This window comes from uncultured Gordonia sp., assembly GCF_937858515.1.
Lineage (GTDB): Bacteria > Actinomycetota > Actinomycetes > Mycobacteriales > Mycobacteriaceae > Gordonia.
Window position 1 is genome coordinate 1 of record NZ_CALLZT010000086.1, and the last position, 6,498, is coordinate 6,498.

At 64.3% G+C, this 6,498-nt stretch carries 8 protein-coding genes; 4 read left to right on the top strand and 4 right to left on the bottom strand.

Features of this window, described 5'->3' with window-relative positions; all coding sequences use genetic code 11:
• Positions 1 to 974 (bottom strand): M1 family aminopeptidase (locus Q0627_RS07660; RefSeq protein ID WP_298808833.1); only part of this gene is annotated, 974 nt, incomplete at its 3' end.
• A gap of 129 nt (positions 975 to 1,103) precedes the next feature.
• On the opposite strand from Q0627_RS07660, the gene Q0627_RS07665 reads away from it, so the two are divergent.
• From Q0627_RS07665 to Q0627_RS07675, 3 genes are all read left to right on the top strand, one after another.
• Positions 1,104 to 1,712: a DsbA family protein gene (locus tag Q0627_RS07665; RefSeq protein WP_291020536.1), complete on the top strand. Its 609-nt coding sequence runs from the start codon at positions 1,104 to 1,106 to the stop codon at positions 1,710 to 1,712.
• 90 nt (positions 1,713 to 1,802) lie between these two features.
• Complete coding sequence (locus Q0627_RS07670; RefSeq protein ID WP_291020538.1) at positions 1,803 to 2,276, top strand: ribose-5-phosphate isomerase; 474 nt, start codon at positions 1,803 to 1,805, stop codon at positions 2,274 to 2,276.
• Between the two features lie 22 nt (positions 2,277 to 2,298).
• Positions 2,299 to 3,114 (top strand): Fpg/Nei family DNA glycosylase, encoded by an 816-nt coding sequence (locus Q0627_RS07675; RefSeq protein ID WP_298808835.1) that lies wholly within the window; start codon positions 2,299 to 2,301, stop codon positions 3,112 to 3,114.
• A 25-nt stretch (positions 3,115 to 3,139) separates the two neighbouring features.
• Here the strand turns inward: Q0627_RS07675 and Q0627_RS07680 are convergent, their stop codons facing one another.
• On the bottom strand, positions 3,140 to 3,274 hold the full coding sequence (locus tag Q0627_RS07680) for a hypothetical protein (protein WP_291020541.1): 135 nt from the start codon (positions 3,272 to 3,274) through the stop codon (positions 3,140 to 3,142).
• A 294-nt stretch (positions 3,275 to 3,568) separates the two neighbouring features.
• On the opposite strand from Q0627_RS07680, the gene sthA reads away from it, so the two are divergent.
• Positions 3,569 to 5,020: a Si-specific NAD(P)(+) transhydrogenase gene (gene sthA / locus Q0627_RS07685; RefSeq protein WP_291020543.1), complete on the top strand. Its 1,452-nt coding sequence runs from the start codon at positions 3,569 to 3,571 to the stop codon at positions 5,018 to 5,020.
• Between the two features lie 126 nt (positions 5,021 to 5,146).
• On the opposite strand, the gene Q0627_RS07690 is transcribed toward sthA, so the two are convergent.
• Entirely contained in the window at positions 5,147 to 5,911 is a 765-nt protein-coding gene (locus tag Q0627_RS07690) for a L,D-transpeptidase (protein ID WP_291020545.1), read from the bottom strand.
• A 174-nt stretch (positions 5,912 to 6,085) separates the two neighbouring features.
• Complete coding sequence (locus tag Q0627_RS07695; protein ID WP_291020547.1) at positions 6,086 to 6,268, bottom strand: hypothetical protein; 183 nt, start codon at positions 6,266 to 6,268, stop codon at positions 6,086 to 6,088.
• Between the last annotated feature and the right edge of the window lie 230 nt (positions 6,269 to 6,498).

Consider the following 6,498-nt stretch of genomic DNA (forward strand, 5'->3'; position numbering starts at 1 on the left):
GCGAAGGACTCGTTGAGCCACAGGTCATCCCACCAGTCCATGGTGACCAGGTCGCCGAACCACATGTGCGCCATCTCGTGCAGGACGGTCTCGGCACGGCGCTCGTACAGGGCTTTGGTGACACGAGACCGGAAGACGTAGTCCTCCAGGAAAGTGACAGCGCCCGCGTTCTCCATCGCGCCCGCATTGAATTCGGGAACGAACAGTTGATCGTACTTGCCGAAGGCGTACGGAATGCCGAAGTTCTTGTGGTAGAAGGCGAAACCCTGCTTGGTCTCGGTGAACAGCCGGTCTGCGTCCATGAACTCGGCCAGCGAGCCGCGGCAGTAGATGCCCAGCGGGATGCTGCCGTGCTCGTCGGTGTAGGTGTCCGTCCATTCGGCGTACGGGCCGGCGATGAGGGCCACCAGGTAGGTGCTCATCGGAGCGGTCTCGGCGAAGACGTGCTTACCGTCGGCGACTTCGACGGTGGCCCCGTTCGAGATCACCTTCCAGTCGGCCGGAGCGAGGACCGTCACCGAGTACGTGGCCTTCAGGTCGGGCTGATCGAAGCACGCGAACATACGCTTGGCATCGGCGGTCTCGAACTGCGAATACAGGTACACGGCGTTGTCGGTGGGGTCGACGAAGCGATGCAGTCCCTCGCCGGTGTTGGAGTAGGCGCAGTTGGCGACGACGGTCAGCTCGTTCTCGGCGGCCAGATCGTTCAGCGTCAGTCCCACCGATTCGTCGAACCCGCTCACGTCGACGGGGGCGCCGTTGAGTGTCGCCGACACCAGCTCAGGGGCCACGAGATCGATGAAGGTGCTCGCACCCGCGGTCGCGGTGAAACGCACGGTGGTGGTGGAGGCGAACGTCTTCTCGCCCGGCGCACCGGAGCCGTCGGTGAGGTCGAGGTCGATGGCGTAGTGGGCGACATCGATGATCGCCGCGCGGGCGCGGGCCTGGTCTCTGGTCAGATTGGGAGCGGTCACCCTGGCCAGCTTAGTGTCCGTGTCCGGTGCCGGTTGGGCATTGGATTTCGCCCGGCGCGGAATCACGTGGCGTTGGTCGGGGTTGAACCGTTCCGTTGGATACAGCAGCGTCGAAAGGACACCGCGTCAATGTCGTCACGAGATCGTGTGGACTTCTGGTTCGATCCCCTCTGTCCCTGGTGCTGGATCACCTCGCGGTGGATCCTGGAGGCCGAGAAGGTGCGGCCGATCGACGTGAACTTCCACATCATGAGCCTGGCCGTGCTCAACGAGGGTAAGGACATCCCCGATGAGTACCGCGAGGCACTCAAGAACGCGTGGCGTCCGGTCCGGGTGCTCGCCGCTGCCGCCGCAGAGCGCGGTGACGAGATCCTCGCCCCGCTGTACGCAGAGCTGGGCACGCGCCTGCACAACGAGGGTAACAAGGACTTCGACGTTGTCATCGCCGAGTCTCTGGCCGCCCTCGACCTCGATCCGGCGCTCGCCGGTGCGGCTGACGGAACCGAGTTCGACGAGACGATCCGCACCAGCCACCACGAAGGCATGGACAAGGTGGGCGACGACGTGGGCACGCCGACCATCCACATCAACGGGGTCGCGTTCTTCGGGCCGGTGCTGTCGCGGATTCCGCGCGGCGAGACCGCCGGCGTGGTGTGGGACGGTGCTGTCGCGCTCTCGTCGTACCCGCACTTCTTCGAGCTCAAGCGAAGCCGCCACGAGTCGCCCGAGTTCGACTGAGTTCGCGCTGTCGTCTCCTCCACCCCGGTGCCCACCGAGGTGGAGGAGACGTTTTCGGCCGGGCGGTGGTGGCGCTCTATAGTCGACCCCATGCGTGTCTACCTCGGTGCCGACCATGCCGGATTCGAACTCAAGAACCAGATCGCCGACCACCTCAAGGCCGCCGGCCACGAGGTCATCGACTGTGGGGCCCACGTCTACGACGCCCTCGACGACTACCCCGCATTCTGTATCGACGCCGCCGCCAGGACCGTCGCCGATCCGGGCAGTCTGGGCATCGTGCTCGGCGGCAGCGGCAACGGTGAGCAGATCGCGGCCAACAAGGTTCCCGGCGCGCGCTGCGCCCTGGCCTGGAGTGTGGAGACCGCGCAACTGGCCCGTCAGCACAACAACGCACAATTGATCGGCCTCGGCGGGCGGATGCATTCGGTCGAGGAGGCGTTCGCGATCGTCGACGCCTTCGTCGCGACGCCCTGGTCGGACGAGCCGCGGCACCAGCGTCGCATCGACATCCTTGCCGAGTACGAGCGAACCGGGCAGGCACCGGAAGTTCCGCAGGCCTGACGGTCGCACCGGGTCACTCCCGATGCCCGAAGGTCATACACTGCACCGTCTGGCCAACCGGCAGCGCAAGCTGCTCGGAGGCAAGACGGTTGCGGTGACCAGCCCCCAAGGACGTTTCGCCGAGGGCGCCGCACTTGTCGACGGAATGGTCTTCTACACAGCCGAGGCCTGGGGAAAGCACCTGATCCAGCGGTACCGGCAGACCGCCCGGACGCAACGCGGTGAACGACTGATCCACGTCCACCTCGGCCTGTACGGGGCATTCAGCGAGCAGGCGTCGCCGATGGCACCGCCGGTAGGCCAGGTGCGGATGCGGATCGAAGCCGCCGACATCGGAGTGGACCTGCGCGGGCCGACGGCTTGCCAGATCTATACGCCGGCCGATCTGGACGCGCTGATCGCCCGGCTCGGACCGGATCCGCTGCGCCGTGGCGCCGAGCCCGAGCGGGCATTGCGCGCGATCACCAAGTCCACTCGTCCCATCGGAGCACTGCTCATGGATCAGAAGGTGATCGCCGGAGTCGGGAACGTCTACCGGGCCGAGGTCCTTTTTCGGGCCGGTATCGACCCGTATACGCAGGGCACCCGCATCACGCGAGACGAGTTCGACGCACTCTGGGCCGATCTCGTGTCATTGATGCGGGTGGGGGTCCGGAAAGGCCGGATTCATGTGATGCGTCCCGCCGACGATCATGGTGCACCGTCGTACGCGCCGGACCGGCCGCGCACCTACGTATACAGACGGTCCGGCGAGGACTGCCGGATCTGCGGAACCACCATTGCGCATGGTGTCCTCGACGGGCGGAACCTGTTCTGGTGCCCGGCATGTCAGCAGTGAGCGGGTCCGGATATGAATGCGGAGGTCAGCGGGCTTCGGCGCGCTGGGCCATGATGAGCAGTTCATCGCGCTGCGACTGGCTGGGGATCCGCGCGATCTTGCTGTAGAGGTTGCGGTAGCCCGCGGACTGGAAACGAGCACGGATACGTGCGAAAGCCATGACGATATTCTCCTTGCGATTTCTCGGCCGCCGCATGCTCCGGCCGAGGTTGTTTAAACGTTACATATGTGTAAACGCACCGTCGGGCCACACGTATCCCGAAAGTGTCCAAGGGTACTGCCGAGCCAGAATGTGTTGTAGGAGTCACGGTGCTCACACAGCCGGAGAATGACGAAATATACGAATCTGTTCACGGACGTCGAACGAAATTTTCCTTACGGACACGTCGGACCTACGTCCTGACCATAGGATCGTCGGGACACAAGTCCCATCGGTGAGGCGGAGTAGACCATAGTGGATCAATTTGACGTGGTAGTGATCGGGTCGGGCCCGGCAGGGCAGAAGGCGGCGATCGCCGCGGCCAAGCTCGGAAAGCGTGCGGCTATCGTCGAACGAAAACACATGATGGGCGGCGTCTGCATCAACACCGGCACCATTCCCTCGAAAACGTTGCGGGAGGCCGTTCTCTATCTGACGGGCCTCAATCAGCGTGAGCTGTACGGGGATTCGTACCGGCTCAAATCAGATATCACCGTGACCGACCTGGCAGCGCGCACCGATCACGTCGTGTCCCGGGAGATCGACGTCATCCAGCATCAGCTCGCCCGCAACTCCGTCACGATGTTCGTCGGCAGCGCATCCTTCGTCGGGCCCAACGAGATCACCGTCGAGGACGCGACCGGTGACCTGAAACGCGTCCGCGGCGATCACTTCGTCATCGCGGTGGGAACACGTCCGGCGCGGCCGCCGAGTGTCGATTTCGACAGCGAGACCGTCGTCGACTCCGATCAGATCCTGGGTCTGAGCCGTGTGCCGTCGTCGATGGTGGTGGTCGGCGCCGGTGTCATCGGGATCGAGTACGCGTCGATGTTCGCCGCCCTGGGCAGCAAGGTGACGGTGATCGAGAAGCGGCCGGCGATGCTGGACTTCTGCGACCGGGAGATCGTGGAATCGCTGCAGTATCAGCTACGTGACCGCGGAGTCACCTTCCGGTTCGGGGAGTCGGTCAGGACCGTCGAACGCCATCCCTCGGGTACGCTCACGATTCTCGAATCGGGAAAGGTGATCCCGGCGGACACCGTGCTGTACTCGGCCGGCCGACAGGGCGTCAGTGACGAGCTGAACGTCGAGGCGGCGGGCCTGACCGCCGACTCGCGTGGTCGGCTCAAGGTCGACGAGCACTACCGCACCGAGGTCGGGCACATCTACGCGGTGGGCGATGTCATCGGCTTTCCGGCCCTGGCCGCCACCTCCATGGAGCAGGGCAGGCGGGCGGCCTACCACGCCTTCGGTGAACCTGTCGGCGTCGTGGACGACGACCTGCAGCCGATCGGGATCTACGCCATCCCGGAACTCAGTTTCGTGGGCCGCACCGAGGACCAGCTCACCGCGTCGAATGTGCCTTTCGAAGTCGGCGTGGCACGGTACCGGGAACTGGCGCGCGGTGCGATCATGGGCGACTCGTACGGCCTGCTCAAACTTCTCGTACACGCGGAGGAACGGACCCTGCTCGGTGTACATGCCTTCGGCAGCAACGCCGCCGAACTCGTGCACATCGGGCAGACGGTGATGGGTCTGGGCGGCACCATCGACTATCTGGTCGACGCGGTGTTCAACTATCCGACGCTTGCCGAGGGCTACAAGGTGGCCGCGCTCGACGCCGTGAACAAGATGCGGGCCATCGAGCGGGTCCGGACACGAGGGCTCGTCGGAGAACTCGATGCTGGGGAGAGCCCCCTGCCCTGACTTGCTGCTGCCCTGACTGTGTGTGGCCGGCCTGATGCCGGTCGATGTTCCGATACGCATAGAGCCCGGTCCGAGTGGACCGGGCTCTATGCGTGCCACCGCGGTGGGCGGTGGGCGGACGCGTCTCTAGTCGCCGGTGTACTGGCCACCGATGGTGCCACGGACGACGATGGGGGTGCCTTGCGGGACGTTGTCGTAGACCCACTTGGCGTTGGCATTGGTGATGTTGATGCAGCCGTGGCTCACATTGCTGTTGCCCTGCTGTGCCTCGGACCAAGGAGCGCCGTGGATGAAGATGCCGTCCCACGACATGCGCGTGGCGTACTCCACGTAGGTGCGGTAGCCCTCGGGGGAGTCGATCGGAACGCCGTACGTGGACGAATCCATGTACATGTCCCGGTACTTTTCCTTGGTGTGGTAGACGCCGTTGGGGGTGGGGTGCTTGTTCGACCCCATGGAGATCGGCATCTGACGCAGGAACTTACCGTTGCGCCACCAGTAGATCTGATGCTTGGAATCGATCGCGAGCGCGACATACCCGGTCGAGGTCTGCACATTGGGGATGGCAGGGATCCACGGCTTGGGTGCAGGCGGCGGGGTGGAAGTCTTCGGCGTCGTCTTCGTCGACTTAGGCGTCTGAGTGAGCGTCGGCGGCTTCGGGGTGGTCTTGGGTGTGGTCTTCTGCACCGTCAGGCCGGGGATATCCACGGGCGGCAGACCCGGAATCACTGTGACGGGTACGGCATTGGCCACACTCGGGAATGCGAGAACCACAGCAAGCACGCCGACAGCCACACCGGTCAGGCGGCGCCCGGAGCGATGGTGAGCACGTCGTTTCGTTGTCAGCACTGGGATAGGAGCCTTTACTTTCGTGTATGAGCGGTTGCGCATCCCCCGACGCGCGGAATCTATCGTTACACAACCGTTGTGGATCGGCCAAAGGGTTGTGCGATAACACACTTCGCGAAGCGGAAAAGTCGTGGTGAACGTAGGAAACTTTGAAATGTGATACCCATCACAGGTTTACGGCCGTCGGGAGGATTGCCGGGTATTAGCGCCTCGCGGTCACGCGGGCTGGTACTGGGTGCTCAGGTGCCGGGCCGGCTGGGCGCAGGCCTCGTTGCGGCACACGAGCATGACGTCGGTGCGGTCCTGGCCGCTCGTGGCATGGGTCATGTCGTGGCGCAGGAACAACAATTCCCCGCAGGTGGGGCATCGACGCTGGGTTTTGGTGTGAGTCGTGGACATGACCCCAGGGTACGCTCGATGTGTCCTGCATCACAGTGAGTTGCTGCGGCGGTGACCTATGCCCGAGCGGGTGGGGTCCTTGTGCCCGAGGTGGTCGTCATCCGGGGTATTCGGGGACAGTCGAGACAGCGAAAGACCCCCGGGCCGCCAGGCGGATCCGGGGGTCGATTCGAGATGGAGCGGGTGACGGGAATCGAACCCGCGTAGCTAGTTTGGAAGACTAGGGCTCT